Origin of the sequence: Streptomyces sp. CB00316, from assembly GCF_001905595.1 — a bacterium.
In the GTDB taxonomy this organism is placed as follows: Bacteria; Actinomycetota; Actinomycetes; order Streptomycetales; family Streptomycetaceae; genus Streptomyces.
Map to the genome: position 1 here is coordinate 272020 of NZ_LIXI01000004.1, position 24686 is coordinate 296705.

General features: G+C 72.1%; 22 protein-coding genes. 9 read left to right on the forward strand and 13 right to left on the reverse strand.

Annotated elements, in window-relative coordinates; all coding sequences use genetic code 11:
• Window positions 1-249: 249 nt before the first annotated feature.
• The 4 genes from AMK21_RS12680 to AMK21_RS12700 all read right to left on the reverse strand — a co-directional run bounded on the left by AMK21_RS12680 (window position 250) and on the right by AMK21_RS12700 (window position 4368).
• Window positions 250-696 carry a hypothetical protein gene (locus AMK21_RS12680; RefSeq protein WP_073877256.1) on the reverse strand — a complete coding sequence of 149 codons (447 nt, stop codon included), beginning with the start codon at window positions 694-696 and terminating at the stop codon, window positions 250-252.
• A 279-nt stretch (window positions 697-975) separates the two neighbouring features.
• Window positions 976-2079 (reverse strand): MarR family transcriptional regulator, encoded by a 1104-nt coding sequence (locus tag AMK21_RS12690; protein WP_234421916.1) that lies wholly within the window; start codon window positions 2077-2079, stop codon window positions 976-978.
• 576 nt (window positions 2080-2655) lie between these two features.
• The gene (locus AMK21_RS12695; protein WP_073877260.1) at window positions 2656-3237 is read right to left on the reverse strand and encodes an HD domain-containing protein; all 582 of its coding nucleotides are present in this window, start codon (window positions 3235-3237) and stop codon (window positions 2656-2658) included.
• A 12-nt stretch (window positions 3238-3249) separates the two neighbouring features.
• Window positions 3250-4368: a helix-turn-helix domain-containing protein gene (locus AMK21_RS12700; RefSeq protein ID WP_073877262.1), complete on the reverse strand. Its 1119-nt coding sequence runs from the start codon at window positions 4366-4368 to the stop codon at window positions 3250-3252.
• A 131-nt stretch (window positions 4369-4499) separates the two neighbouring features.
• On the opposite strand from AMK21_RS12700, the gene AMK21_RS35400 reads away from it, so the two are divergent.
• The gene (locus tag AMK21_RS35400; protein ID WP_199863185.1) at window positions 4500-4652 is read left to right on the forward strand and encodes a hypothetical protein; all 153 of its coding nucleotides are present in this window, start codon (window positions 4500-4502) and stop codon (window positions 4650-4652) included.
• Window positions 4653-5026: 374 nt separating this feature from the next.
• Window positions 5027-6130: a methyltransferase domain-containing protein gene (locus AMK21_RS12705; protein ID WP_073877264.1), complete on the forward strand. Its 1104-nt coding sequence runs from the start codon at window positions 5027-5029 to the stop codon at window positions 6128-6130.
• Window positions 6131-6285: 155 nt separating this feature from the next.
• On the opposite strand, the gene AMK21_RS12710 is transcribed toward AMK21_RS12705, so the two are convergent.
• The 4 genes from AMK21_RS12710 to AMK21_RS12725 form a co-directional block, all read right to left on the reverse strand.
• Window positions 6286-6618 carry an SCO4225 family membrane protein gene (locus AMK21_RS12710; RefSeq protein WP_073877266.1) on the reverse strand — a complete coding sequence of 111 codons (333 nt, stop codon included), beginning with the start codon at window positions 6616-6618 and terminating at the stop codon, window positions 6286-6288.
• 140 nt (window positions 6619-6758) lie between these two features.
• A complete protein-coding gene (locus AMK21_RS12715) occupies window positions 6759-8147 on the reverse strand; it encodes a cytochrome P450 (RefSeq protein ID WP_073877268.1) in 1389 nt (462 codons plus the stop codon).
• 244 nt (window positions 8148-8391) lie between these two features.
• Window positions 8392-8946, reverse strand: coding sequence for a VOC family protein (locus AMK21_RS36660; RefSeq protein WP_073877270.1), 555 nt, complete (start codon window positions 8944-8946; stop codon window positions 8392-8394).
• 98 nt (window positions 8947-9044) lie between these two features.
• Complete coding sequence (locus tag AMK21_RS12725; RefSeq protein ID WP_073877272.1) at window positions 9045-10163, reverse strand: citrate synthase 2; 1119 nt, start codon at window positions 10161-10163, stop codon at window positions 9045-9047.
• Window positions 10164-10509: 346 nt separating this feature from the next.
• Here AMK21_RS12725 and pdxH point away from each other — a divergent pair, with 346 nt between their 5' ends.
• The 3 genes from pdxH to AMK21_RS12740 all read left to right on the forward strand — a co-directional run bounded on the left by pdxH (window position 10510) and on the right by AMK21_RS12740 (window position 13217).
• Window positions 10510-11145, forward strand: a complete 636-nt coding sequence (gene pdxH, locus AMK21_RS12730) for a pyridoxamine 5'-phosphate oxidase (RefSeq protein WP_107429916.1) — start codon at window positions 10510-10512, stop codon at window positions 11143-11145.
• Window positions 11146-11561: 416 nt separating this feature from the next.
• Window positions 11562-13049, forward strand: coding sequence for a PAS domain-containing protein (locus AMK21_RS12735; RefSeq protein ID WP_073877276.1), 1488 nt, complete (start codon window positions 11562-11564; stop codon window positions 13047-13049).
• A gap of 18 nt (window positions 13050-13067) precedes the next feature.
• Entirely contained in the window at window positions 13068-13217 is a 150-nt protein-coding gene (locus tag AMK21_RS12740) for a hypothetical protein (RefSeq protein WP_234421917.1), read from the forward strand.
• Window positions 13218-13323: 106 nt separating this feature from the next.
• On the opposite strand, the gene AMK21_RS12745 is transcribed toward AMK21_RS12740, so the two are convergent.
• Window positions 13324-14079 carry an SIS domain-containing protein gene (locus tag AMK21_RS12745; protein ID WP_073877278.1) on the reverse strand — a complete coding sequence of 252 codons (756 nt, stop codon included), beginning with the start codon at window positions 14077-14079 and terminating at the stop codon, window positions 13324-13326.
• 221 nt (window positions 14080-14300) lie between these two features.
• Here AMK21_RS12745 and AMK21_RS12750 point away from each other — a divergent pair, with 221 nt between their 5' ends.
• Both AMK21_RS12750 and AMK21_RS12755 read left to right on the forward strand, forming a co-directional pair.
• Window positions 14301-14993, forward strand: a complete 693-nt coding sequence (locus AMK21_RS12750; RefSeq protein WP_073877280.1) for a metal-dependent transcriptional regulator — start codon at window positions 14301-14303, stop codon at window positions 14991-14993.
• 714 nt (window positions 14994-15707) lie between these two features.
• Complete coding sequence (locus AMK21_RS12755) at window positions 15708-16616, forward strand: alpha/beta fold hydrolase (RefSeq protein WP_073877281.1); 909 nt, start codon at window positions 15708-15710, stop codon at window positions 16614-16616.
• A gap of 18 nt (window positions 16617-16634) precedes the next feature.
• Here the strand turns inward: AMK21_RS12755 and AMK21_RS12760 are convergent, their stop codons facing one another.
• The 3 genes from AMK21_RS12760 to AMK21_RS12770 form a co-directional block, all read right to left on the reverse strand.
• A complete protein-coding gene (locus tag AMK21_RS12760) occupies window positions 16635-18272 on the reverse strand; it encodes a transporter (protein WP_073877283.1) in 1638 nt (545 codons plus the stop codon).
• A complete protein-coding gene (locus AMK21_RS12765; protein WP_073877285.1) occupies window positions 18269-19129 on the reverse strand; it encodes an ABC transporter ATP-binding protein in 861 nt (286 codons plus the stop codon). Before AMK21_RS12765 ends, AMK21_RS12760 begins: the two co-directional genes overlap by 4 nt.
• A 61-nt stretch (window positions 19130-19190) precedes the next feature.
• Entirely contained in the window at window positions 19191-19877 is a 687-nt protein-coding gene (locus AMK21_RS12770) for a bifunctional DNA primase/polymerase (protein WP_073877287.1), read from the reverse strand.
• 263 nt (window positions 19878-20140) lie between these two features.
• On the opposite strand from AMK21_RS12770, the gene AMK21_RS12775 reads away from it, so the two are divergent.
• Together AMK21_RS12775 and AMK21_RS12780 are read left to right on the forward strand one after the other, a co-directional pair.
• The gene (locus AMK21_RS12775) at window positions 20141-21523 is read left to right on the forward strand and encodes a transcriptional regulator (protein ID WP_073877289.1); all 1383 of its coding nucleotides are present in this window, start codon (window positions 20141-20143) and stop codon (window positions 21521-21523) included.
• A 207-nt stretch (window positions 21524-21730) separates the two neighbouring features.
• Window positions 21731-23284: a hypothetical protein gene (locus AMK21_RS12780; RefSeq protein ID WP_073877291.1), complete on the forward strand. Its 1554-nt coding sequence runs from the start codon at window positions 21731-21733 to the stop codon at window positions 23282-23284.
• Between the two features lie 47 nt (window positions 23285-23331).
• On the opposite strand, the gene AMK21_RS12785 is transcribed toward AMK21_RS12780, so the two are convergent.
• Complete coding sequence (locus AMK21_RS12785; RefSeq protein WP_073877293.1) at window positions 23332-24612, reverse strand: ABC transporter substrate-binding protein; 1281 nt, start codon at window positions 24610-24612, stop codon at window positions 23332-23334.
• Window positions 24613-24686: the final 74 nt, after the last annotated feature.

The window sequence follows — 24686 nt, forward strand, 5'->3', positions numbered from 1 at the left end:
ACGGCAGTGCGAGCGCGAGTGCGAGCGCGCGGGGCGTGTCCGAGGAGGCCGGGGAGCGGACGGGATGACGCGCCACCCGTCGGTGACGGGGAGCGTACGGCCCTGGCAGCCTCGCGGGACTCCCCCTCCCAGCGCGGGGTGGCGGAACCGCGCGTGCTGCGGAACGACAAGGGCGCCCCATGTCGGCGTCTCCGACACGGCCGGCCCGCACCAGGGCGGCCCTGCCATGCGGCGGTCCGTCCCGTACCGCTACTTCCCCTGGAGGGAGAAGCCCTCCGCGGAGACCAGCCCCTTGACCGGGTCGGCGCGGAAGGAGGCGACCCAGGCCACAGGTTCGCAGCCCTTGCCGTTGGGGTGTTCCTCGGCCAACTGGGCCTGCTCGGTGTCCTTGACCGGGCTGCTCCCCTTCACCGGAGTCACGGTCAGTTCGACCGGCAGCTTCTTGGCCCCGATGTTCTCCGGGAGCTGTACCGACACGCGTCCGATCGGATCGCTCGGGTCGCCGGACGCGCGCTCCTTGCACGAGCCGTCCACGCAGACCCGGATCATGGCTCCTCCGGTGTCCTCGAAGTCGGCCGGCCGCCAGATGACGGAGACCCCCGAGTCCATGTCGGTGAGTGTGCACATAGCGCCCTGCTGGGCCGTGCACGCGGCCAGCGCGGCGATTGCGAGCAGCGTGAGAAGTGCCTTGCCCATCCCCATCCTTCGCCAAGCCGCCCGCGAGTCCGGAACGGGCAAGCCCGATATCGCTGGAGCCGAGGCGGCGGCAGGGCCCAAGGAGCACACCGCTCTTGTCCCTCCGCTATCGGTCGTCTCTTCGTTCATCCTGTCATTCTGTCGAAAGGAGCACGTCAGTGCGGTCCCTGATCGCCCCGCGGGTCAGTCACCGTGCAGCGCGGACCGAAAGCTCCAGCGAGCTCTCGGTCCGCTGTCACGAGTCCGGCGTTCAGTGTCTCTGCCAAGTCGCTGTCGGCCTCAGACGGTTTTGAGCAGGCCGCGGAGGTCGGTCATGCGTGTCTTGATGTCGGTGGTCTCGGTGGTCTCGGTGGTCTCGGTGGGGTTGATCGGGGTCTTGTCGGTGTGGGGTCGGTGGGTGGTGCGGCAGGTGTGGCAGAGGCCGTCGGGGAGGGCTTCTGGTGGGCCGGGGCGGCCGCAGTCGGTGCATTCCATGAGGATGCGGCGGGCTGGGCCGGGGTCAGGGGTGTGGGGTGAGGTGCTGGTGGGGGTGGGGATCCTGGGTGGGATTTTGTCGGTGAGGCGTTTGCGGATGAAGCCGAGGGGGGTGTCGACCTGGGCGGGGAGTCCTGCGGTGAGGGCGCTGATGAGGTAGTCGACGTTGACGCCTCGGGCGAGCCATTGCGCTGCTTGTGGTTCCAGTTCCGCGCAGTCGTTGGCGGAGAGGGGGAGGCGGCGGTCCTCGTGGCCGAGGCGGGCCAGGGCGAGGTAGGCGGGGGAGGGGGTGGCCTGGGAGGGCTGAGGCGTCGGGGCCGATGCCTCGGCGGGAGGCGCTGGCTCACCGTCCGGCGCTTGGACCGGAGTGCGTTGATGCGGTACGGCGGTGGGCTCGGGGGCCTGTTCCGTACCGGGCTCCTCCGACGGGACAGGCGGCGGTGCTGGCTCCTCGTCCGGGACCCACGGCGGCGCGGAAGTGATGTCGGGAGCCACCGCCCGCTTGGAGTTCTCGGTGGCGAGGTGGGCGGTCCACCACTCGTTGTCGCGTGCCGTGCGGGACCAGAACGTGCGGAAGACCCACCGCGTCTCGTCGCCCGCACCGACCGCGCACCGCACGCGCCGCAGGTGCCCGGCGACGGACAGGGCGGTCAGGGCGCTGCTGATGGCCTGCTGGCCGTAGAGCGGGAGCTGCTTGGCCAGCTGCTTCACGCTCATCGCCGCGCCCTCGGGGAGGCGGTCGACGAAGGCGGCGACATACCGCTCACGCGCAGGCAGCAGGCTGAAGTCGGCCGGCAAGCGGGGGCGTTGGCCCGGTGCCGTACGTTTTCCGTAGCCGGGCTTCGCCATCGGGTACGCGGCGGAGCGTGCGGGGGCGGGCAGGGCAGAGCTAGTGTGCTGGGTAGCCACGGGATCGACCTTCTGCTTAGCGATCTTGCGGTCAGACCCCGGCCTGGTGTGCCAACACCGTGTCGGGGTCGTTTGGTTCTCGAACCGTAAGCAGTCGTGACGCTGCGCCGCAAGCTGTCACGATTAGTCATACTTCCTGGCCGTGACGGGTCGGGGAGGTAGGGGAGGTTTTCCCAACCCCCTTCTCTTACCCACCGGTTAAAGAAGGCGCTCGAACCCCGGGGCTCGCGTCCCGACGCCCGTGTCCCGGGACCCGAGCTTCGGGCCAGGACACGCCCACGTATACCCGGAAGAGTGAGTCGGCCTGCCCCGAAGCTCGGCGGCCGGAGCTTGAGACCCGAGCCCCGGACGAGCGAGGAGCAGGCCGTCGCCCACCCAGGGGGGCACGGCCCTCCGGTGCTCCCCGGCTCCAATTCCATCGCATCTCCGAGTTCGGTGCTGCGGCGACTACGACTGCGAGAGCGGAAGGGTTCGGGGCAAGCGCGCATAGTGCGTCCCTGGTCAGCCTCTGCGAAAGCGCCGGGATCGTGGGGTGGACGAGACCCGGAACTACGTTACGCGGGCCCTGAACCTGGGCTATTCCCCGCCCTCCCCGAGGGCGGTGCGCAGCCAGTCAAGTGATCCTTGCGCCAGGAGCTCGTCGGCCAGCCGGTTCGCGGTCTCCGTGACGAGACGGCCGCGGCTGTTGTCGATCCACCGCTGGGCGTTCTCGTAGCCCTGCGCCTTGTACTCGATGCCCTGGAGCAGGCACTCCAGCTTGTCCGCGTCGCGAGCACAGACCGCTTCCGGCGACTTCTTCGCCTCATACTCCGCGACCATCTCGCGAACCGCCGAGGCCAGCACCTCGGGCATGCCCATCGTCTGGTCGGCCGTGACTTCCTGCGGGTCGCCGACGGGCGCGTACTTCCTTCCGAGGTGGTTCACGTCGCCTGTCCGGCTCTCCTGCGTGTCGTGCCACACGGCGAGGTAGGCGGCCCGGGCAGGGTCGGCGCCCTCCAGCTTCGCGATGATCGTGGCGATCAGCGCCGTACGCCACGAGTGCTCGGCAACACTTTCGGGGTCACGGACCCCGGCCATCCACCAACCGGTGCGCCGCGTCTGCTTGAGCGTGCCCGCCTCGTACAGGAAACGGCCCACCGCGGACAGGTCGTCAGCCACGACCCCCTCCTCTCACGCCTCGGCGAGGCGGATTGCGTACCGGATGCCCTCCAACTCCCGGCGCGATCGTGCCGACAGCTCCCGACCATCCAACATCACAGGAAGGGATGCGCGTAGTTCGTTTCCCATCACGGTTCCGGGCCGCAGCAGGTTCGGGCGGGCGGCGACCAACGCCCACAGAGTGTGGACGTTCAGATCGAAGAATCCGTGGTCCGGAGTCAAGCCCCGCACGAGGTGACGCATCAGTTTGTCGCCGGGCCACGGGCCTGGGTTCGTTTCGGCTATGAAGTCGTCGGACAGCTGGATATGCGGTGCCTCTCCGATCCAGTACGCCCAGTAGTTGAGGTTCGCTGCCTCGCCCGCGTCGTCATCGGTGAGGGCCGTGGTGATGAAGTGCTCCATCCGATCCCGATCGCCCTGCCTGGCGGCGACGGCCGCGACCGAACGGGCGTTGAGCCAGTTGGTCAGCCAGCCGTCCGGGCGCTCGGCCCGCTGCTGTTGGGCCAGCCACTCGGAAGTGTCGGATGCGGCGTCGTACCCGGCCAGGTAAAGGGCCTGGCGGCGTAGCAGAAAGCGGTCCCTGCCATGCGCCTGCTCCGCCGCCTGGCGCATGCGGGAAAAGAAGCGCCTACGGTCGGCAGCGGGGAGCTCCGGTCCTTGCGGTACGGGGCCCCGGCGTGGTCGCGGTGGGTCGGGCAGCGCGCGCAACGGTGTTGGAGTCACGCCGTTGAGCGGCCAGGACAGCACCTCGACCAGCTCGCGCTGTATGACCCACGCACCGAGCGGGCTGTCACGGGCGGGTACTTCCTCGTCGAGAGCCGCTGCCAGCAGTACGTCGGCCTCCATGGCCCGTTCCAAAGTCAGGAGCAAGGCCGGCGCACTGCCCAGCTGGAAGAGCTGATGGCGGTATACGAGCATCTGCCCGACCGGTACAGCGATCAGGGGGCGGCGTCCCGACTCCCAGCCTGCGACGGTGTCGGGCGAAAGTCGCAGCTGCTCCGCGAGGGAATCCTGGGTGTGGCCCAACTGCTCGCGCATCAGGCGGAACACGTACCCGGACACGGTGCCGCCACGGCTCCTCTGCGGCCTTCCCTGACCACTGGTCAGGGAAGTGCGTGAGCCGTCGTCCATGGTGTCCCCCTTGCCTGTCGACCGCAGCCGGACACCCGTACTCGCGGTCAGTTCAAGCGGCGGCCCCTGCTCCCTACCGTCGTAGGCACAGTGACGACCGAGCGACCGAGCGTAGTGGAAGGGCGTGTGTCGTGACGATGACGATCAAGGTGTACGAGGTGGACCGCGAGGGCGGTATCCGGGTGATCCGTCCGGAAGCCGAAGTGGCGCCACTGGACAGGCCGGAGTATGCGCCCGAATACCCCGCTTGCAAATGCCCCACCTGTGCCGAGGGCGCCTCGTGAAGACCACTTCCCCGGGTAACACCGCCTGCAGGGCCTGGCTCGACCACACGCGGCACTGTGCCGTCTGTTGTGCCGGGGTCTCGTGTCCGGCGGTCGTCAAGCTCGGCCGGGTCTGGCGGAGGGCTCGGGGGTGAGGTGTTACGGGGAGGGCGGCTGTCCGCGCCGGGTCGACCTCTTTCCGCCGTACGGGATCTACCGGCTGCACCACCCGGGCAGCCGAACAACCCCACAGCACAAAGGAGATGCATGATGAGCAGCACCGCACTGATGGACGATGGTAAGCATGGTGGGCCTCCGTCGGACAAGCCGTGGACCCCGCCTTCGGAGCCGAAGCCGTCCCCGGATGGCAGCCGCCCCAAGTACGCCCGGCTGCCGTGAGTACCGCACAGCACGTCCCCACTTACCCGGACCTGGTGCAGGACCTTGCCGACCGTGGGTTGCTGACCGGCCGGTGGCGGCGGGTGTTCGAGGCCGTGCCGCGTAGCCGGTTCGTACCGGCGGTCGTTTGGCGGCAGCTGGCCGACCGGTGCGAGCCGGTCGTCGGTACGGAGCAGTGGCTCGCCCTGGTCAACAGCGACGAACCCGTCGTCACCCAGCTCGACGACGGGACCGGGGGCGGGCCCGGTGTGGCGACGTCGTCGAACTCGATGCCGTCGATGGTGGCCCGGATGCTCGGTCTCCTCGGTGTCGAGGACGGGCATCGGGTGCTGGAGATCGGGACCGGGACGGGGCACGTCGCCGCGCTGCTCTGCGAGCGGCTGGGCGACGACCTGGTCCACAGCATCGAGCTGGATGCTGTCGTGGCCGGGCAGGCGGCCGACGCACTCGCGCAGGCCGGGTACCGGCCGCACCTGCGGATCGGGGACGGTGAGCAGCCGTGGCCCGGCCTGGGTCCGGTCGACCGGCTGATCGCCACCTGCGCCCTCCGCCACGTCCCGTACGCGCTGCTGCGGCAGGTGCGGCCCGGCGGGGTCCTTGTCGCCCCGGTGGCCCGGGAGTTCTGGTCCGGGGCCCTGGTCCAGCTCCATGTCCGGGGTGACGGCACCGCGACCGGGCCGTTCTGCGGCGGGGCGACGTACATGCCGATGCGCTCCCACCGCGCCCCCGACCTCCATGACGTCCGGGGGAAGGGGCGGGCCCGGGCCGCCGGTCTGGATCCGGCGCGGCTCCTGGACCTCGGGTTCGCCTTGTACGCCGGGGCGCGGCTGCCCGGCGTGCGGCTCATCCACCAGGACACCCCGGAAGGTGTCCGGGTGTGGGCGACCTGCGAGGGCGGGGGCGCCGCGACGGCTGCCACGGGGGAGGAGGTGTGGCAGTACGGACCCGGATTCCTGTGGGAGGAGATCGAGCAGGCCTGGTGGGAGTACGAGACGGTCGGGCGGCCCGATGCTGATCAGTTCGGGCTGACCGTGAGCGACCGGGGGCAGCAGGTGTGGCTGCGGGACCCGCTCGAAGTCATCCGCCCTGCCAGGGCATAGGAGTTGCCGTCTGACTACGGATCGGATGAGATCGGCCCCTCCTCGTCGTACCGGCCTCGGTCAGGGGAGTCGCAAGCCGTGGCAAGGCCTGTGGGCGCCGGAGCGGGCCAGCCTTCCGGGGTCAGGCTGCGCCGGAGCGGGCCAGCCTTCCGGGGTCAGGCGCCGCTGACGCCGCTCGCGGTGCCCTGGGCGTGCCGTTCGGTGACGTAGCGGTACAGGGCGCCGAGAGCGAAGGCTTGGACGACGGCACCGATCGGGATGCCTATCAGGCCTATGGGACCCGCGAAGGTGAACAGAAGCGAGGTCGGGGCGGTCGCCAGTATGGCCCACACGCCGGCGAAGCTGGCGTCTCCGGAGGATGAGGCGAAGAAGGCGTCCGCGGCGACCCACAGGCACACCCCGAGCACGATGCCCAGGTAGCCCAGAGCCAGAGGGTTCACCAAGTAGTGGCGGAGGGTCTGCGGCAGCGAACGAGAGGTCTTGGCCATGTCGGTTCTCCCTGGGACGGCGGTATGCCCGGTGCGGTGGTTGTTCTGTCAACGACCGCAACTCTGCCGTCTGCTGACGCCCGCCACATGAGTTGGCGTACTCACGTTCGTACCCGTGAGCCATCCCGGAGTCCCTTCGCTCAGGGCCGTCGGACGGGGTCGGCTTGCTCACCGTGTGCCGGCCCGGGAACAGGCGGGTGCGGCTCACGGGGTTCGGCCACCATGGTCAGGCCCTTGGGCATGGGGGTGAGTTCCAGGCTGACGCGGACGGTCCTGCCGGGCGGCGTCGTACGGAGCGTCCGCGAGCGGACCAGGCTCGCCAGCGCGACGGGCGTCAGGATCTCGGAGGCTGCGGCGCCGGGGCAATACCGTGGGCCGAGCCCGTAGGGGAGCAGGGCGGCGGGGGAGAGCTGAGGGTGGGCCTCGGGCGACCAGCGCAGCGGGTCGAACTCCTCGGGCCGCGCGTACCGGGCAGGGTCGCGGCGCACCGCGCCCAGGGGCAGGGTGACCAGGGCGCCGGCGGGTACCGGCTGTTCGCCGACGTACGTCGCGTGGCGGGGTCGGCGTACCAGGAACGGGATGCCGTGGAGTCGCGTGACCTCCCGGACGAATCCGGCGGTACGGGGCATCAGGTCGGGTCGGACTGCGTCGGCCAGGGCGTCGGTGCCCAGGACGGCGTCGGCCTCCGCCCGGATGGCCGCCTGGTGGTCGGGGTGGCGTCCCAACTCGTAGCAGGCCCAGGCGAGGGTCGAGGCCGTGGCCTCGATGCCGGCGAACAGCAGCGCCCGCAGGTCGTGCAGCGCCGCGTCCGGCCGGTTGTCGGACGCGCGTTTGAGCAGGGAGACGACGTCGTTTCCGTCCGCGTCCGGCCGGTGGCGTGCATACACCTCTCCGGCGGCCTCGTTCAGTGTCCCCAAGGCGCGGCGGAAGGCGCGGCCCCGCGGCGTGGGCACCCAGGGCCAGGGCGACAGCGCGTACTTCCAGAACACCCCCGCGGACAGCACGGAACGTGCTCGTGCGAGCCCGGCCAGCGTGTCCGGGGAGATGCCGCTGTTCAGCACGGTCTCGATGACGAGTCCCGCCACGATCCGGCTCATCTCGACGGGGATGTCGACGGGTCGGTCTGCGGGAAGCCCGGCGAGCAGGCCCTCGGTGCTGTCCCGCACGGACGGTCCCAGAGCCGTCAGACGGGGTGCCGCGAGCGCCGGCTTCATCAGCGCGCGCCGGTCCCGGTGGGCCTGGCCCTCGAATCCGGAGAAACCGTTCCCGGTGAAGTCCCGAAGGCACGGGTCAGCGCTCCAGGACTGGAAGGTGTCCTCCCCACAGCCGACTTGACGGATCAGCGACGGGTCGTTGACCTGGAAGGCGACCGCTGGTCCGGCCCTCGTCCTGGCGACGGGACCTGCCTGACCGAGACGCACCGCGATATTCGCCGGATCGAGCCAGAATCGCAGTGTGCGGGAGTGCGCGACGCGCGGCTCCTCCCGCGATGCCGGGCATCCCCCGGGGCCGCCGCCCTCTTCGATCATGTTTCCCAAGCCTCCTGGGCTTTCGCGGGCGGCGACCACCCATGTCTCTCGCCTCTCGCGACAACGAGTCGGAGGCGGGCGGCGTTACGTGTGCCCGGTGCCTGGGTGTTCGGCAAGCCCGACACGCCGGGAGCGTGAGCTCTGTGCCCATGGCACCGGCGCCCTCCGCCGGTTGGGAGCCGTCCGCACGTGTCGATGGCCCCGCGGCCACCCCGTCCGCCGGCGTGGCCGCCCCGGACGCCCCCTAAGCCGGAACCCCGTCCCCGCTCTCCCGCTCCCCCGTACGCGCCGCCTCCCGCCGGCCCGGCTCCACCGCGTCCGCCGCCGTCACCCGGTCCTGCGCCCTGATGTCCCGGGCCTGCTCCGCCACCCACTCCGGGCTGATCGCCGGAGTCTCGCCCGGGACCTGGTCGCTCACGAACAGGCAGAACGGGTGCCCCACCGGGTCGAACAGCACCCGTACGTCGTGCTGCGGCTGGAACTCCGCCGGTGTCGCGCCCTCCGCCACCGCGTGGGCCACCCCCGCCTCCAGGTCCGTCACCTCGAAGTCCAGGTGCAGCATCATCAGCTGGGCACCGGGGGAGGCGGGCCAGACCGGGGGCACGTACGGCTTCGACGTCTGGAAACCCAGGCCCGAACCGCCGCCCGGTGGCAGGAGCTTCACCCAGTCGGGCTCCTCCTGCACCGGCTCCCACCCCAGGAGGCGGCGGTAGAAGTCCGCCAGCTCCGCCGCGTCCGGGGCTTCGATCACCGTGCTGGACAGGGTCAGGGTCGGCCGCAGCGGTCGGGGCGTGGTCACGGTGAGCCTCCTCGGTCGCAGATGCGCAAGGGGTGCGCCTCAGATGTGCCGGTACGAGTACCCCGTACCGGCACATCCAACATCCCCGGGCCCCGCACTCACCCCGCGAGGTCCGCGATGCCCGTGATGTTGGCGTATCCCTCGATCTCGCGCGGGTTCCGTGTACCGGGACCGACGTACGTCGCCGACGGGCGGACCAGGCGGCCCGTGCGCTTCTGCTCCAGGATGTGCGCCGACCAGCCCGCCGTACGGGCGCACGTGAACATCGACGTGAACATGTGTGCCGGAACCTCCGCGAAGTCCAGCACGATCGCCGCCCAGAACTCCACGTTCGTCGCCAGGACGCGGTCCGGGCGCCGCGCGTGCAGCTCCTCCAGCGCGGCCTTCTCCAGTGCCTCCGCCACCTCGAAGCGCGGCGCCGCCAGCTCGCGGGCGGTGCGGCGCAGGACGCGGGCGCGCGGGTCCTCGGCGCGGTAGACGCGGTGGCCGAAGCCCATCAGGCGCTCGCCGCGGTCCAGGGCGCCCTTCACGTACGCCGTGGCGTCGCCCGTACGCTCGATCTCCTCGATCATGCCGAGCACCCGCGACGGGGCGCCGCCGTGCAGCGGGCCCGACATGGCGCCCACCGCGCCGGACAGCGCGGCCGCGACGTCCGCGCCCGTCGAGGCGATGACCCGGGCCGTGAACGTCGAGGCGTTCATGCCGTGCTCGGCCGCCGACGTCCAGTACGCGTCCACCGCCTTGACGTGCTTCGGGTCCGGCTCGCCGCGCCAGCGGATCATGAACCGCTCCACGACGGAATGTGCCTTGTCGATCTCGCTCTGCGGCACCATCGGCAGGCCCTGGCCGCGGGCCGACTGGGCGACGTACGACAGGGCCATCACCGCCGCCCGCGCCAGGTCGTCCCGGGCGGTCGCCTCGTCGATGTCCAGCAGCGGCTTGAGGCCCCAGACGGGGGCCAGCATCGCGAGTGCGGACTGCACGTCGACCCGGATGTCACCCGAGTGCACCGGGATCGGGAACGGCTCGGCCGGCGGCAGCCCGGGGTTGAACGCCCCGTCCACCAGCAGGCCCCAGACATTGCCGAAGGAGACGTGACCGACCAGATCCTCGATGTCGACCCCGCGGTAGCGGAGCGAACCACCTTCCTTGTCCGGTTCGGCGATCTCCGTTTCGAACGCGACGACTCCCTCAAGACCGGGTACGAAGTCGGACATCAGGCGGCTCCCTCAGTTCGGCGGCGGATGGGCGACGGCTCCCTGCGGGCCGGCTCCCCGCGGGCCTCCGCGGCCTCTACGGCCACGTTCGTACGGACACGGACAACGCCCGTCCGTACGAAGGCCGGCGGCTGTGCGAAAGCCACAGGGGCCCGCCCCAAGATATTGGCGGGTTCCCACGGAGCGGGGAAGCGTGACATCCGGCACAGGACCCCGTTTCGGCGGTGTGTGGTTACCGGCCCTCCCCGCCGGGCACACTGCGCCGCTGCGGCAGGATGGGCCTGTGCCCACACCAGAAGGTTCTTCGGGACCCCTCCCCGACGATTCCACCATCGATCCCGCGGCCATGCGCGAGCAGTACCGCTCCGAGGACTTCGTGGAGTCCGACCTCAGCCCCGGCCCGATGGACCAGTTCGCCCGCTGGTTCCGCCAGGTCGCCGCGGGCGGGGTGCTCCACGAGCCCAACGCCATGGTCGTCTCCACCGCCGCCCCGGACGGCCGCCCCTCCTCGCGTACGGTCCTGCTGAAGCAGTACGACGACCGGGGCTTCGTCTTCTTCACCAACTACGGCTCCCGCAAGGGCCGCGAGCTGGCCGCCAACCCCTACGTCTCGCTGCTCTTCCCCTGGCACCCCATGGCCCGCCAGGTGATCGTCACCGGCACCGCCTCCCGGGTCTCCCGGGAGGAGACCGTCGGCTACTTCCGTACCCGGCCGCACGGCTCCCAGCTCGGCGCCTGGGCCAGTGACCAGTCCACGGTGATCGGCTCCCGCGAGGAGCTCATCGAGCGGTACGGGGAGCTGGCCGCGCGCTATCCGGAGGGCGAGAAGGTGCCCGTCCCGCCGGACTGGGGCGGCTTCCGCGTCGTCCCGGACACCATCGAGTTCTGGCAGGGGCACGGGAACCGGCTGCACGACCGGCTGCGGTACGTGAGGGACGGCGCGGCGGCCTCCGGGTGGCGGGTCGAGCGGCTCTGCCCGTAGGGCGCCCCCGTCACCTGCGCAAACACCCGGACGGTACCCGGGAAACGCAGAAACCCGCAGGCTCTGGTTCCTCCGTGCACGGAGGAGCCGGCCGGACTTACCGGCGAGCCTGCGGGTCGGTGACTGCTGGGGATTGGCCGTCATCCGGCCATGCACTGCGAAAAGTGCGTGACAACGGGCGTCAGCCCGCAGCCACCTCACGAGTCCGAAGAGAAATCACTTCCGGAACACCTCCTTTCCTGTGTGCTGAGAAGCCTACGAGCGGTCCCGGCGGCCGCTCAACCCATCCGCTCAACCCATTTATTTGGCGAAGGGGGATGTGCGCTGGGTCACGTTCGAGTTGAATGGTCTGACGTGCAGCAATACGCGCGGTGACGCGCGGGAAAACAGCCGACACGTTCTGCGGGGGGTACGGAGTGAGTGCTTCCAGGAGCAGCGGTACCACCGACGCGCTCGGACCCGACGAGGGAGCCGGGGGCGCGGGGGAGCCCGTGTGCCCCGAGCCGCCCGCCTCCGGCGGTGACGGCGGCGGCAGCGACTGCGGCGGCGACGGAAGGGCTCCCGCCGACGGCTCCGGGGCCGAACTGCTCGCCGCCCTCCTCGACGGCATGGACGCGGCGCTCTGCGCCTTCGACGCGGGCGGCGTGGTCACCCACTGGAACCGCGAGGCCGAACGCATCCTCGGCTGGTCCGCGCAGGAGGCCGTAGGGCGTACGGGCTTCGCCGGGTGGGCGGTGCGCCGGGCCGACGCGCACGAGGTGCAGGGGCGGCTGATGGCCGCCATGGACGCGCCGGGGCGCCAGGTCCACGAGTTCGCGCTGCTGCGCAAGGACGGCAGCCGGGTGCTCGTGCGGACCCAGTCCGCCCGGGTGCTGGGCGCCGACGGCAAGCCCGCCGGGGTGTACTGCGCGTTCAGCGAGGTGCACGCCCAGATCGACCTGGAGCGGGCCATCGCGCTGAGCGAGGCGCTGCTGGAGGACGCGTCCTGGGGCGTGGTGCTCGTCGACGTCGACCTCCGCCCGACCGTGGTGAACGCGTACGCCTCCCGGGCGCTCGGCGGCGGCCGCACCACCCTCCTCGGCCGGCCGCTCGGTGAGCTGGTGGTCCAGGGGGTGGAGGAGCTGGAGGCGGCCCTGCAACACGTGCTCGCCGAAGGCGCGCCGGGTGCCCCGGCCGAGCTGTGGGTGACGTTGCGTACGGCGGAGGGCGAGCGGCGGCGGTGCTGGCGCAGCGGGTTCCTGCGGCTGGCCTCGCCGCTGGCGGAGGAGCCCGTTCCGCTCGGGGTGGGGTGGCTCTTCCGGGATGTCACCGCCGCCAAGCTCGCGCAGCAGGAAGCCGACCGGCTGCGGTTCCGGACGAGCCAGCTGCACCGGTCGGTGCGTACGGCCTCCGAGTGCGAGGACCCCATGGAGGCGGCGACCTCCCTGCTCGACTTCGCGCTGGCCGGGTTCGCCGACCACGTACTCCTCGACCTGACGGGAGACGGTCCGACGGCCGGCGAGGTGATGGAGGGCGAGCGCCTGGTGCGGACGGCTGCCACGCCCTCGGACGCGCCCGGGCCGTGTCTGCTGGTCGCGGGCGGTTCGATCCCGGTCCGTTACGGGCCCGGGCACCCGGCCCTCCAGGCCGTCGAGCGGACGGGCTCGGTCCGTACGAGTGCGGGCGTGGGGGAGGCCGCGGATGCGGCCGCGGCCTGGGCGGCGGAGCGCCGCTGGCCCCACGACGCCGCCCACGCCCTGTGCACGGTGCTGCGGAGCCGGGGGCGGACGCTGGGCGTGCTGACGTTCCTGCGCGCGGCGAACCGGACCGCCTTCGAGCGCCCGGACACGGCGTACGCGGAGACCGTGGCGGCCCGGGTCGCGGGGGCCGTCGACCTGGCGCGGGCGGTGGGGGCGGGGGAGTAGCGGGAGTGGCGGGGCCGGGTGCTCCGGCCTCTCCTCGCGGTCTCCGAGAAGGGGCTGCGGCGGCGCGAACGGGTCGGCCTGGACGCCACCACCGCCACGGTCACCGAGGCGCCGGCGGCGGAGGCGAAGGAGCGGGTTGTCACCGTCGACGTGGAGCCCGACCGGTGAGCGTCCGGGGCGACCCGGTCCTCCTGGACCACCTGGTGCACAACCCGGTCGCCAACACGGCCCGGGTGACGCTGCCGACGTGTGCCCGAGTGCGAGGGCGCGGGGCTCAGTGCCGGTAGAAGATCCGCTCGCGGTACTCCGTCATGACCCGGCCGTTCCAGTCGTGGCCGCCGTCGACGTTCCCCGAGCGCAGGAGCGGCGGCTCGATGCCGCGGGTCACCAGTTGTTCGGCCGCCGCCGCCATCATCGACTGCATGATCGCGCTGGTGACCACGGTGGAGGCGGGGGCGAAGGGGGCCTCGATGCCGGGGGCGCTCAGCTCCGCGTCGCCGATCGCGATCTTGCTGTCCAGGACGATGTCGCAGTGGTCGCGCAGGAAGCCGCCCGAGGTGTGCCGGGAGCGGGTGCTCTCCGCGTACGCGACCGAGGTGACGCCGATGACCTTCAGCCCGAGGGCGCGGGCGTTCTGGGCCATCTCGACCGGGAGCGCGTTGCGGCCGGAGAGCGAGATGATGACGAGCACGTCGCCCGCGGTCGCGGGGCTGGAGTCCAGGACCGCCGAGGCCAGGCCGTCCACCCGCTCCAGGGCGGAGCCGAGCGTGGCGGGCATGACGTCCACGCCGGTGGTTCCGGGCACCGTGAGCAGGTTCATCAGGGCCAGTCCGCCCGCCCGGTAGACGACGTCCTGGGCGGCGAGGGAGGAGTGCCCGGCGCCGTACGCGAAGAGCCGGCCGCCCGCCTCGACCGTGTCGGCGATGGCCGCCCCGGCCGCCGCGATGGAGCCCGCCTCCTCGTCCCGTACCCGCTGGAGCAGGCCGATCGCCGCATCGAAGAACTGACCGGCCAGCTTGCTGTCGCTCATCGGGGAGAGCCCTTTCGGCGGGGATTCTGCGGGGTTTCTGCGGGGTGGGAATGGCGGTGCCGCGGATCACGTTGCGGTCTGGACCAGTGGCCTGTCAATAGCGCCTGGCGGCCTCCGTCGTACCGCCTTCGGCCGGGGCGGCACGGTTGTCGGTGCCATGCGTCAGAATTGGTGCAGGGCCATCGCACGACGATTTTCTGTCACAGCATCGAGGGGCACGTATGTCCGGACTGATCGACACCACGGAGATGTATCTCCGCACCATCCTCGAACTCGAAGAGGAAGGCGTGGTCCCCATGCGCGCCCGGATCGCCGAACGGCTGGACCAGAGCGGTCCGACGGTCAGCCAGACGGTGGCCCGCATGGAGCGCGACGGGCTGGTCCAGGTCGCGGGGGACCGGCACCTGGAGCTGACCGAGGAGGGCCGCCGCCTCGCGACGCGTGTGATGCGCAAGCACCGGCTCGCCGAGTGCCTGCTGGTCGACGTGATCGGCCTGGAATGGGAGCAGGTCCACGCCGAGGCCTGTCGCTGGGAGCACGTGATGAGCGAGGCCGTGGAGCGGCGGGTGCTGGAGCTGCTGCGGCACCCGACGGAGTCTCCGTACGGGAATCCGATCCCGGGCCTGGAGGAGCTGGGCGAGAAGGCGGAGGCCGACCCGTTCCTGGACGACTCCATGGTGAGCCTGGCCGAGCTGGACCCGGGTGCGGAGGGCAAGACCGTGGTCGTGCGGCGGATCGGGGAGCCGATCCAGACGGACGCCCAGCTGATGTACACGCTGCGGCGGGCCGGGGTTCAGCCCGGGTCCGTGGTCAGCGTGACGGAGTCGCCGGGTGGGGTGCTGGTCGGGTCCAGCGGGGAGGCGGCGGAGCTGGACGCGGAGGTCGCTTCGCACGTGTTCGTGGCCAAGCGCTGACGTATTCGGCGCCGGGTTCCTGGCTGGCCCGCCCCTGTGGTGTACGGGGAGGTCGGGCCGCCGCTCACCCCCGCCAAGGTTCCGTCCTCGGACGCCGGACGGGCTGGGAGTTGGCTCGGACGGGCTGGGATGAGCCCCGGGGTTTCCCGGTGGAATCGCAGCGGGCGACGCTGTCGCGTGCAAGGCTGAGGCCAGGCATATGACCTGAGGATGCCGGACCGGACGCGGCCGGCACGGTCGGGGAGGGAGCAGGGAATGCGCCCGTCTTACCGGCACGCCCGCCGATCGGTGGCTGCCGCGGTCCTGGATGCCCTGGTCAGGGATGATGCCCGGGTTACGGGCCCTGCCCCTGTAGCGGGCGGTCCGGCTACCGCCCCACCGTCCTCCGCCATCGTTGTCGTGGACAGCGGTCGACCCCGGCGCCCGAGGGCGCCGGGGCCTGTCCTCCCCTGTGCTGACCTGGAGCCCCGAGCTCTCAAGGTCAATCCCCACGGACCCCTGTCCCCGAGCGGTCCGCCTCCCGTTGAAGATCTCCCCAGGACGGCCGACGGCAATCCTCGCCGCGTGTCACTCGAACGTGGGGTGTTGGGCGGCGGATCCCTGTTTTCGAATGAGAGTTCGATAGTCTGGCGTGACGCGACCACACGGTGATCCGCGTCCGCGCGGCGATCGAGGGCCCATGGTGATCGAGGACCAGAAGGGGGTGCCAGGACTATGGTGCGGCGCATCGATGTGACCGGATCCGACGGCGTACGCCTCGCGGCGTGGGAGTTCGCGGATCCGCCCAAGGAGCGTGCGGGGACGGACGGTGCGGGAGCGGACCGCGCCCCCGGGGTCTTACTGCTGCACGGGCTGATGGGCCGGGCCTCCCACTGGGCGCCCACCGCCCGCTGGCTCTCCGAGCGGTACCGCGCGGTCGGCCTCGACCAGCGCGGCCACGGCCGCAGCGAGAAGCCGGCCGAAGGCCCGTACACCCGCGACGCGTACGTCGCCGACGCCGAGGTCGCGATCGAGCAGCTCGGCCTCGGACCCGTCACCGTCGTCGGTCACGCCATGGGAGCGCTCACCGGCTGGCAGCTCGCCGCCAAGCGCCCCGACCTGGTGCGCGCCGTGGTCATCTGCGACATGCGGGCCTCCGCCCTCGGGGCGGCCTCGCAGCGCGAGTGGAGCGACTGGTTCGAGTCCTGGCCGCTGCCCTTCGCCACCCTCGCCGACGTACGGAAGTGGTTCGGCGAGGACGACCCCTGGGTGGAGCGGCCGAACCCCTCGCGCGGCGCGTTCTACGCCGAGGTGATGGCGGAGACGGAGGACGGCTGGCGCCCGGTCTTCTCCCGCAGCCAGATGCTCCGCTCCCGCGCCACCTGGGTCTACGACGCGCACTGGGAGGAGCTGGCCCAGGTGCGGTGCCCCGCCCTGGTGCTGCGCGGGCTCGACGGGGAGCTGGGCCGGGCCGAGGCGCAGGAGATGGTGCGCGTCCTGCCCCGCGGCCAGTACGCGGAGGTGGCGGACGCCGGCCACCTCGTCCACTACGACCAGCCGGAGGGGTGGCGGGCGGCCGTGGAGCCGTTCCTGGAACAGCTCGCCGAGGACACCCGGGGCGACCGGGAGCCGGTCGCCCCGTAGATCCACCGGCCCGGACGCTCAGCCCTTGCTGACCGCCGTCAGGATCTCCGGCAGCCGGTTCGCCGTGCGCGGTGCCGCGATGCGCAGCCCTGCCCACCCGATGAGCGCCCCGAACACCGCACCCGCCGGGATCACCAGCCACAGCGCGTCCTGGCGGTCCGCGATGTGCAGCCAGACCGTCAGGGCGATCACCGGTCCGGCCAGCACCGGCGCGGCCAGCATGCCGCTGAGGATCGAGATCCAGGCCAGCCCGCCCTGTCCGGGCGCCACGTTCTTGAACGCGCCCTCCTGTGGGATCGAGTACGGGAACAGCGCCGAGGCCACCGCCCCGATCGCCAGCATCGCGCCCAACAGGGCGAAGGAGATGCCCAGCACCCCCGGCAGCGCCTGCCAGTGGCCCAGGAGCGCCGCCGTCGCCACGCAGACGACCACCGTGTACGGGAGCGTGATCAGCAGCAGGGCGTACGCGCGCGCCCGCAGTTCGACGTACGCGTCACGGGTGGAGGAGATCGTCAGGGCGACCATCCAGAAGGCGGAGGTGTCCTGGCCGAACTGGTTGTACATCTGCATGCCGAGCATCCCGGCGGCGAAGCAGGCGAAGTAGATCGAGCCGGTGCCCTGCAACGCGTTGACCAGCGGCACGATCGCGCCGATCGCCAGCGCCGTCACCCAGGCCGCCTTGGTCTTGGGGTCCCGGGCGATGTACAGCAGGCTGCGGTGCACGACCGTGGCCGTACGGCCCTCCGGTAGCAGCGCGGACAGGCCCGTGCGGCCGGACTCCTTACGGGTCGGTGCCGCGGCCGCCAGCGTGGAGCCGTCCGGCGCGGTCATCAGCTTCACCAGCCCCCGCTGCCACAGCCACACCAGCGCCACCAGGGCCGCCACCGTGATCAGCAGTTGGAGGACCGCCACCCCGTACGCACCGTCCGACGCCGCGTCCACCGCCGCTATCGCGGAGGCGCCGGGCAGCCAGCGGGCCACGTTCGCGGCCGGCTCCAGCGCCGAGAGCCCGCCGGACCGGCCGAGCCGCTGGGCGCCGAAGTTGACGAACTGGATGCCCACCGCGATCACCAGCCCGCTCAGCACCGCCAGGTCGCGGCCCTTGCGGGAGTTGAGCAGCCGTACGTTGGCGGTGGCGACGGCCCGGGACAGCGCCACGCACAGCAGCAGCGTCAGCGGGACCGCGACCACCGCGAACACCACGCCCGCCGGCCCGTGCGCCAGCGCGAGCACCGAACCGACCACCAGGCAGAGGGTGAACAGCGGTCCGATGCCGATCATCGAGGAGACCAGCAGCGCCCGGACCAGCGGCTGCGGCCGCAGCGGCAGCATCACCAGCCGGGTCGGGTCGAGGGTGTCGTCCCCGCTCGGGAAGAAGAGCGGCAGCACCGCCCAGCCGAGCGCCACGACGGCCGTCAGCAGCACCACGACCGTGCCGGCCTGGGCGTTCCCGCGCAGCAGGACGAGCCCGAGGACCTGGCTCGCCGCGAGCAGCAGCGTGAAGACGAGGGAGGCGATGTACGCCGCCTTGCGCCCGGACGACTGCCGCAGCCCGTTGCGCAGGAGCGTCAGCTTGAGCCGTACGAAGATGGGGGTCAGGCCCGCCGGCGGCGCGGCCGGGGCGGCTGCGGTGACGGGGGCGTCCAGCACGCTCATCGGGTGCCGCCCAGCCAGTCGAGGGAGTCGCCGGTGGTGTCCCGGCCGCCCGCGCCGACCAGTTCGAGGAAAGCGTTCTGCAGCGACGGGGCGTCGCCGCGTACCTCCGCCAGCGTGCCCTGCGCCTTGATCCGGCCCGCCGCCATCACGGCCACCCAGTCGCAGAGCGACTCGACGAGCTCCATGACATGGCTGGAGAAGACCACGGTCGCCCCGGACCGGGTGTAGCGCTCCAGCACCCCCCGGATCGTCTGGGCCGAGACCGGGTCGACGCCCTCGAACGGCTCGTCCAGGAAGAGCACTTCAGGGTTGTGGAGGAGGGCGGCGGCAAGGCCGATCTTCTTCCGCATGCCGGTCGAGTAGTCGACGACCAGCTTGTGCTGAGAGCCCGCGAGATCCAGTACGTCCAGGAGCTGGGCGGCCCGCTTGTCGACCTCGTCTCCCGGGAGGCCGCGCAACCGCCCGTTGTACGCGAGCAGTTCGCGCCCCGACAGCCGCTCGAACAGCCGCAGCCCCTCGGGCAGCACCCCGATCCGGGACTTCACGGCGACCGGGTCCGTCCACACGTCGTGGCCCGCGACCTCGATCTTCCCCATGTCGGGCCGCAGCAGCCCGGTGACCATGGAGAGCGTCGTCGTCTTGCCCGCCCCGTTGGGCCCCACGAGACCGATGAACTTTCCGGCCGGCAGCTCCAGATCGATCCCCGAGACGGCGACCTGTTCCCCGAACCGCTTCCACAGCCCCTGTACGCGCACAGCGGGGGGCGCGGTCCGCGCCCCGCCCGCCGTCGCGCCTGCTTCTGTACGCGCGTCTGTCGCACGCCTGTCTTCCGTACGTGCATCTGCCCGGTCCGGCATGGCACAGCCTTTCGATATCCCCGCTAGATGGGGACCACCCTACGAAAGGCGCCTCCCGGCCCTACGACGCGCGGGTGCGGGCGTCCGCCGCCTCGCGTGCGCAGGCGTACGCCAGCGGGCTGATCAGCTCGTCCACCTCGGGCAGCCATCGGTTGACGTGGGTGGGCTTGCGGGCCCACTGCACTGCCCCGCGGCCACCGACCCGGGTGGGCGGGGCGGCGATGTAGTGGCCCTCGCCCCGGCCGGTCAGGTCGATCGCCTGCGCGTTCCAGCCCAGCGTGCGCACCAGCTCGGAGGCCTTGGCGGCCGCGCCCGGCAGGACGAAGAAGAACATCCGGCGGTCGGGGGTGCAGGTCACCGGGCCGAGCGTGAGGTCCATCCGCTCCATCCGGGCCAGCGCCAGGAACCCCGCCGACTCCGGGACCTCCAGCGCGTCGAAGGTGCGCCCGGTCGGCAGGAGCACCGAGGCGCGCGGCTGCTTGGACCACATGCGCCGGGCCGCCGCCCCGCTGCCGGTCGCCTGGCCCGCCCAGTCGGGCCGGTCCGCGTGGGCGCCGGGCAGCGGGCAGACCGCCGCGCCGCAGGAGCAGCGCTCCCTGCCCTCCACCGCCTCCAGCCAGGTACCGGGGAACACGTCCCAGTGGCGCTCTTCCGCGTACCGCACCGCTGCGTCGAGCAGGTGCTCGCCCCGCTGCTGAGGGACCTGTGCGGCTTCCGTGACTCCGATGGGCTCTTCCACGCCCAGCACAACTCCCGGCACCAGCCGGGGTTACGGGCGCGCGGGGCCCGGTCACGGTGCGTCGATCCTGCACGCGGGGCGCATCGGAGCACGGGCGGGGGCGCGCGTGAGGCGGTGGACCGAAGGGCGGGTAGAGCCCAGCAGGGCCGGGCAACTCGCCGGGCCCGTACCGAATGCCGATGGAATATGCGCATTTCTTGTGTATGTGACGGGCAGTGATCCTTCCACCGATCACCGCGTATCCGACTGTTCAGACTGTTCCAGGGGGAAATGTGGCAGCAAGGCCTCTCGTAGCCCGCCAGCCCAACGAACGGCTCCAGACGCTCATCCAGGAAGCCGCCTGTTCCAACGCGGGCCTCGCGCGCCGCGTCAACATGGTCGGGGCCGAGCGCGGCCTCGACCTGCGGTACGACAAGACGTCCGTGGCCCGCTGGCTGCGCGGACAGCAACCCCGGGGCCGGGCCCCGGGCATCATCGCCGAGGCGCTCGGCCGCAAGCTGGGCCGTACGGTCACGATCGACGAGATCGGCATGGCCAACGGCAAGAACCTGGCCTCCGGCGTGGGCCTCCAGTACGCGCCGACCGTCGCCGGGGCGATCGAGCAGGTCTGCGAGCTCTGGCGCAGCGATGTCGGCCGCCGCGATCTGCTCACCGGCTCCGCCGTCGCCGCCTCCGCCCTCGTCGAGCCCAGCCGCGACTGGCTGATCTCCGGCAAGGACCCCCAGGTCGAACGGATCGCCGGGGCCCGGGTCGGGATGGCGGACGTGGCGGCGGTGCGGGCGATGACGACCGCCCTCACCGACCTCGACCACCGCTTCGGCAGCGGCCACGTCCGGCCGGTGCTCGTGCACTACCTCAACAGCGTGGTCTCCGGACTGCTTTCGGGGGCGTACCGCGAGCAGGTCGGCCGTGAGCTGTTCGCCGCGGCCGCCCGCCTCACCGAACTCGGCGGCTACATGGCGGTGGACACCGGTCAGCCCGGCCTCGCCCAGCGCTACTACATCCAGGCGCTGCGGCTCGCCCAGGCCGCCGGGGACCGGGCGTACGGCGGCTATGTGCTCGCCGCGTCGATGAGCCACCTCGCCGCCCAGCTCGGCAATCCGCGCGAGATCGCCCAACTCGCCCGCGCCGCCCAGGAAGGGGCCCGGGGCCAGGTCACCCCCCGCGCCCAGGCGATGTTCTACGCGGCGGAGGCCCGGGGCCACGCGCTGCTCGGGGACGCCCGTACCTGCCAGGTGGTCATGGGGCGGGCGGTCGCCGCGCTGGAGCAGGCCGATCCGGAGACGGGCGGCGACCCGGACTGGATCGCCCACTTCGACCACGGGTACCTCGCGGACGAGCTGGCCCACTGCCACCGGGACCTCAACCAGGCGCCGGAGGCCGCGCGGCGGGCCAAGGAGGCGCTGGCCGCCCTGCCGGAGACCAGGGCCAGGCGCCGGGGCATCGGGCTCGTGCTGCTCGCCTCGGCCCAGGTGCAGCAGCGCGAGGTGGAGCGCGCCTGCCACACGGGGACGCGGGCGATGGAGCTGCTCGGGACGGTGCGCTCCAGCCGGGGCGCCGAGTATCTCGACGACCTCCAGCAGCGGTTGGCGCCGTACGGGCAGGAGCCCGCGGTCCGGGAGTTCGGTGAGCGGCTGGAGCTCCAGGCGGCGTGAGGGCCGGTGCGCGGACCGGTGCGGAGAGGCCTTCCGGTGGGCCTGTTCGCGGGTTCGCGGCGGGCCGGCCGATAACAGCGTTCCGCGGGCTCTGGGTGTTACCCGTCCTGTGAAGGCGTGGTGAGGGGGACCACGCGCTTGGCGGAGGCGGACGACCACCCGATAGCGTGAGCCGACGATTCCGTTGGTTCACACGTAGGAGTCCCGGTGACGCAGAGCGGACAGGGCGGCGAGCAGGAGCTCCCCGCTGGACGACCCGCGCACGAAGGTGTCGTGCTGCCCTCCGACGGCGGTGCCCCCTGGATCCCGGGGGCACCCACCGGCGGCCAGGCGGACCAGGACGGGCAGCAGGCCGGCCAGGCGGTGCCCGCCGGCGGGCAGCCGTGGGGCCGGTCCTGGGGGCCGCAGTCCGACGCCCCGGCGGAGCCGGGCGCCCAGGCGCCGGGAGCGTACGGGTACCCGCAGCAGCAGGCCCCCCAGCAGCCGCTGCCGCCCGCGCAGGGGCAGGGCCAGGACCAGCAGTACGGCCAGGGGCAGGCGCCGGGGTACGACCAGTCGTACGGCCAGGGCGACGCGGGGGCGTACCAGCAGCCCCAGCAGCGGCAGCACTCCGACCCGTACCAGCAGTACCCGTCCCAGCAGTACCAGCCCCAGCAGTACCAGCCCCAGCCGTACGCGCAGCCGCTGCCGCCGGAAGCCGGTCCCGGGGCCGGGACCGGTCACGGCGTACCCGGCGGTGACGCCGACGCCACGCAGTACATCGCTCCCGTTCCCGGCGGCGGGGACGCGGACGCCACGCAGTACATACCGCCGGTGCCCGGAGGAGCCCCGTACGGGATCAGGCCGGGCGCGCCCGGCGCGCCGGACGACCGGCAGCCGCCGGCGGAGTTCGACAACCTCTTCCGTGCGGAGGGGCCCGCGGACGCCACCCAGCAGATGCCGCACCAGCAGTACGACCAGCAGCCGCCCCAGTCCCAGGCGCGGCCCCAGCAGGGCTACGGGTACCCGGGCCCGGGCAGCCACTTGCCGCCCCAGGCTCCGCGGGGCGCCTACCAGTCGGGGCTCCAGGGCCCCCGTGGCGGCGACGGGGCCGCCGAACCGCCTCTGCGCGACGGCGACGCCCCTCGCAGACGCTCCGCCCACATCCCCCTCATCGCCGCGGTCGTCGTCGGCTGCGCGGTCATCGGGCTCGGCGCGGGCGCCCTGCTCAGCGGTGGTGACGACCCGGTCAAGGACGACAAGCAGCCGGTCGCGTCGCAGAGTTCACCGGCCACCACCCCCACCACGGAGGCGGCCGTCGACCCCGCGAAGCCGCAGGCCGAGGCGCTGGGCAAGCTGCTCGCCGACAGCAACAACAGCCGTGCCGCGGTGATCAGCGCCGTCGAGAAGATCAAGTCCTGCAAGGACCTGAACCAGGCGAACACCGACCTCAAGGACGCCGCCCAGCAGCGTCGCGACCTGGTGACCCGGCTGGAGGGCCTCACCCTGGACCAGTTGCCGCAGCACGAGGCGCTGAACTCCGCGCTCACCAGGGCGTGGAAGGCCTCCGCCGCTGCCGACGAGCACTACGCCACCTGGGCCCGGCAGGCCAAGAAGCAGAAGCACGTCTGCAAGGGCGGTCAGGCCCGTTCGACCAACGAGACGGCCCGCGCCAACCAGCAGAGCGGCGTGGCGACCGAGGCCAAGCAGGAGGCCTCCGGGCTGTGGAACACCATCGCCGAGAAGTACGGCCTGACCAAGCACACCCCCGTGGAGCTCTGACCGGACCGTAGAGCTTCCCGGACCCGGACCGGCGGGTGTCAGCGGCGTCAGCCGACGGCCCGCCGGGCGTCCGACAGGGCCTCCGTGACATCCACGAAGCCCTTCTTCTGGGCGGTGAGCCGCCCCTCGCGAACCACCTGGAACGTCACGTCCGCGTTCACGATGCGCGGGTAGGGCGAGGTGCCGAGCAGGTCCTTGAAGCGCCAGCGGAGCACCGGGGTCAGACCGCCGGTGTCGACCTCGGTGCCCCGGTTGAGCGCGGAAATGACCTTGTTGGCGGTGATCGTGTCGTCGCCGATCGCCTCGACGACCGCCTTCAGCACGGTGTAGGCGATCCAGGTGGTCTGCACGCCCGTGTCGTCCGGGTCGATGCTGTTGTCCCCGAAAGCGTGCTTCCGGATCACCTCGCGCATCCCGTTCCAGCGGGCGTCGCCCGCTTCGGGGTACCAGCCGGTGACGTAGGCCCCCTCGAACGGGCTCGTGCGGCCGCCCGTGCGGTCGATGAGCGGCTGGCTTACGCTGCCCAGCACGGAGGAGATGCTGACCCGCTCGCCCTCCGGCTCCAGCCGGCGGAAGGAGTCGAAGAAGGTCTCCGTACGGGAACCGAGCACGGCCGCGACGCAGCTGCCGTCCGCCCGCCACCGCAGGGCCTTGGTCGCCTGCTCGTCGTAGGAGGTGGCGTTCTCCGGGGCCAGGATGTCGGTGGACTCGGGCCGCTGGGCGGCGAGCAGCCCGGTGTTGAGGAGCTGCGGCATCCGGGCGCCGCCGAGCGAGTCGGGCCGCACCAGCGAGACCCGCTCGCAGCCGCCCGCCAGTTGCCGTCCGTGGCCCGCCAGGAGCGCCGACTGGCCGCCGTTGACCGGGTACGAGAGGTAGCTGCGGAACTCCTCGTCGGAGGCGCCGTAGCCGCCGATGTACGGGATGCCGCCGGACTCCAGCACCGGGATGGCGCTCTGCCCGTGGCGGCTGTACGAGCCGACGACCGCGGCCACGTTCCGGTCCACGGCCTGCCGGGCGCACCGCTCGGCGCCCCCTGCGCTGTCGCGCTCGTCGCAGGTGATCACCTGCAACTCGCGCCCGTCGATGCCGCCCTGCTCGTTGATCCAGCGGGCGTACGTCTTCGCCATCGCGGGGACGCCCGGCATGGTCACCGCGTCGGCGCCGTCCACCTGGTCGGGCGCCCAGGTCATCACGGTGACGGGCTCCCCGGAGCCCCCCGAGCCCCCGGGGAGCACGCCACAGCCGGACAGCAGCAGCGCACCGGCCACCGCCGTGCCGATGACGAACTGGAAGGGGCGGGGGAAGGCGGTGCGTCTCCGTCCGGTCATGTTCAGCAACGTTCCCGCTCCCGGGGTAACGCCACGGTGTGCCGTGTTCAACGCTCGGTGACGTCCCAGTGAAT

Coding starts and splice junctions, on each gene's coding strand:
- AMK21_RS12680 (WP_073877256.1), bottom strand. CDS start 696: ATGGGCAAGGCACTTCTCACGCTGCTCGCAATCGCCGCGCTGGCCGCG.
- AMK21_RS12700 (WP_073877262.1), bottom strand. CDS start 4,368: ATGGACGACGGCTCACGCACTTCCCTGACCAGTGGTCAGGGAAGGCCG.
- AMK21_RS12710 (WP_073877266.1), bottom strand. CDS start 6,618: ATGGCCAAGACCTCTCGTTCGCTGCCGCAGACCCTCCGCCACTACTTG.
- AMK21_RS12715 (WP_073877268.1), bottom strand. CDS start 8,147: ATGATCGAAGAGGGCGGCGGCCCCGGGGGATGCCCGGCATCGCGGGAG.
- AMK21_RS12725 (WP_073877272.1), bottom strand. CDS start 10,163: ATGTCCGACTTCGTACCCGGTCTTGAGGGAGTCGTCGCGTTCGAAACG.
- pdxH (WP_107429916.1), top strand. CDS start 10,510: ATGCGCGAGCAGTACCGCTCCGAGGACTTCGTGGAGTCCGACCTCAGC.
- AMK21_RS12745 (WP_073877278.1), bottom strand. CDS start 14,079: ATGAGCGACAGCAAGCTGGCCGGTCAGTTCTTCGATGCGGCGATCGGC.
- AMK21_RS12750 (WP_073877280.1), top strand. CDS start 14,301: ATGTCCGGACTGATCGACACCACGGAGATGTATCTCCGCACCATCCTC.
- AMK21_RS12755 (WP_073877281.1), top strand. CDS start 15,708: ATGGTGCGGCGCATCGATGTGACCGGATCCGACGGCGTACGCCTCGCG.
- AMK21_RS12760 (WP_073877283.1), bottom strand. CDS start 18,272: ATGAGCGTGCTGGACGCCCCCGTCACCGCAGCCGCCCCGGCCGCGCCG.
- AMK21_RS12765 (WP_073877285.1), bottom strand. CDS start 19,129: ATGCCGGACCGGGCAGATGCACGTACGGAAGACAGGCGTGCGACAGAC.
- AMK21_RS12785 (WP_073877293.1), bottom strand. CDS start 24,612: ATGACCGGACGGAGACGCACCGCCTTCCCCCGCCCCTTCCAGTTCGTC.